This window comes from Flavobacterium sp. FPG59, assembly GCF_002150205.1.
In the GTDB taxonomy this organism is placed as follows: Bacteria; Bacteroidota; Bacteroidia; order Flavobacteriales; family Flavobacteriaceae; genus Flavobacterium.
On sequence record NZ_MTCA01000316.1, the window covers coordinates 1 to 2,429 of the forward strand.

General features: G+C 30.0%; 3 protein-coding genes. All 3 read right to left on the minus strand.

Features of this window, described 5'->3' with window-relative positions:
* Window positions 1-395 precede the first annotated feature (395 nt).
* A complete protein-coding gene (locus FPG59_RS15480; RefSeq protein ID WP_086455448.1) occupies window positions 396-695 on the minus strand; it encodes a type II toxin-antitoxin system RelE/ParE family toxin in 300 nt (99 codons plus the stop codon).
* A complete protein-coding gene (locus FPG59_RS15485; protein ID WP_086455450.1) occupies window positions 695-940 on the minus strand; it encodes a type II toxin-antitoxin system ParD family antitoxin in 246 nt (81 codons plus the stop codon). Before FPG59_RS15485 ends, FPG59_RS15480 begins: the two co-directional genes overlap by 1 nt.
* A gap of 203 nt (window positions 941-1,143) precedes the next feature.
* Window positions 1,144-2,429: DUF3732 domain-containing protein (locus FPG59_RS15490; protein ID WP_086455449.1), on the minus strand; the 1,286-nt coding region annotated here is incomplete at its 5' end.

Here is a 2,429-nt window from a genome sequence, read left to right on the forward strand (position 1 = left end):
GTATAAGGTTCAATTGAAATTATGTCTTTTGGTTGAAACATTAAATTAGCAACAATTGAAGCGTTTATTTTTAATATTTCTTTGTCAACATATAGATCAGCAAAAGGATAACTTGCATTTGCCATTCCAATTCTTGCTCCACCAGTTAAAGTAAATTTTTCACTCATATTTTTTTAAATTCTTCTAAATTTTGGTTGTTTTTCTTTCGGATTTCTACATTCCTCGAAACGGACGCACAACTAGCTGCTGTGCGAATGCCTATGACTTCACATCGCAAGTTATAGCATATAGCTGCAAGCATTCGCAAAGCAGCCTACAGTTTTAAGAACATTTTTTTTAAATACTTCGAGCAGCTGGGGGGAGCCGTCTACTCGATTAGCAGATGGCTTTTTTATTTATTCCGCTAATCGGTTTTCAATATTCATTCTTTCGTGTGAAATTCTAACGACTTCAATTTCATTTGCTTTGTCTCTTTTAAAGAAAATTAAATGTGATTTTACTTTTGAGTATCTATATGATTTTCTAATTTTCCCAAAGTCATGAGCTATATCTAAATTATCGACGATATATTCAATTTCGTCAATGATTAAGTTATAATATCGATCTGCTTGTTCAACAGACCAATTTTCTGCCGTATAAATCCAAATGTTATTAATGTCTTCTAATGCCTTTTCACTAATTATATACTCCGGCATTATTTTTGAAAATTAGCTTTTAGTATTTCAAGATTTTTATTGCGGTCAAAATTTCTGATTTTACTACTCTTTTCACCAATTTTTAGTTCATTGATTAGAGATTTTGTTTTAATTTCTTCTTGCTCAAAAACTCTTAAAGCAGTTCTAACAACTTCACTTACTGAACTATATTTTCCTGTAGAAATTTGTTCATTGATAAAGTTTTCAAAATAGTCTCCTAATACTATTGATGTATTTCGTGCCATAATTTTTATTTTATCAAAGATACCAATAATTGGTATTAAATTCAATTCTTTTCGATTTTTGCGCAAAAGTTACTGCTAACTAGCTGCTACGGGAAAGTCTTTGACCTCGCATCCCAATTTTTAGCATAAAGCCGTAGACATTCGCACAGCAGCCCAAAGTTTATAAGAATGTTTTTTTAGAGCAGATTGAGTAGATGGGGGTTTTATTTATTTGTTAACCAGTCAATTGGAATTAATTTCAAACCATCTCGCCATACTTCAGTTACCGATTGCTCAAATCTTTCATTTTTTAGATAAGCGTGGTCTGTGATTATAACTTGTAATTTTGGTGTCAATGATTCAACAACATTAAACATAAAATCGAACATTTTATTAACTGCTATTTCATCTGCACTTACTTCAACAACATTGTCATTTTTTTCTGGTGGATAATATACTTGTGTAGGTTGGTCTATAATTATAAAACTTGGTACAGGTCTATTGTTTTGAATGAAATGTTTATGAAGTGCAAATACGATGAGTAAGTGATAAGCAACCCAATTGGCGCCACTACCTATTTGAGGTAATGCAATTGGTTTAGTGTCAGAGTCAATAAACATAGTTAATTTATTTATATCAAACCTGATTGGGTTATTTTCATATTCAACATCTAAATCTTCAACCCATTTACTCATTTGTAAATTAATTTTGTTTAATATCGATAACAAAATTTCTCTTTCATTTTCGCTGTCAACAGTTTTTTCTAATTCAATAATACGTGATTTTAGATTTTCTATTTTAGAATTAATATTTTCTGTTTCTTGCTCAACTGAAACACTTTCTAAAAATAAACTTACTCGACCAATTATCTTTCCTCTTCGCAAATTTAAATCTCTTATAGTTCTAGCTTGTTCATTCTCAACATATAAAGCAGATATGCTTTTTTCAATTCTTTTTAATTCTGTTTCCACAGAATGATATTGTGTTTCTACTGAATCTATGTATGACTGAATTCTAGGACTTTCAGCTTTTGTGAATTTTAAATCTTCTTTAATATTAGATAAAGAAATATTTATATTTTCTATAGTAGGTATTGAATTAGAGGGTGGATTTTCACATAACGGACACAATGACTTATCGTGATTTGAACTATTATACAAATTTATTGATTCAAGCCTAATTTCTTGTTGTTTTGCTTCTGACGAATATCCAAAAGAGCTCTTTAGATAGTCGGTTGCTGCTTTTTTATTGTCAGATATTTTACCTAACTCTATTTTAAATTCACTTCTTTTATCTATTAGTTCCTTTAATGCAGAATTTTCAGCCTTTACTGTAAGTGGTTGAAACTCCCAATTTGAAACATATTCAAGGAAAGTGTATGCTTCTCTTTGATTTTGAGGATTAACAGATTGTTCTAAAATTCCAATTTCTTTAGCTTCATCTATTAAGGAATATGCTTGACTAGTTCCTTCTGATTTTATTTTTTCTGCTTCTCGATTTTCTCTTACTA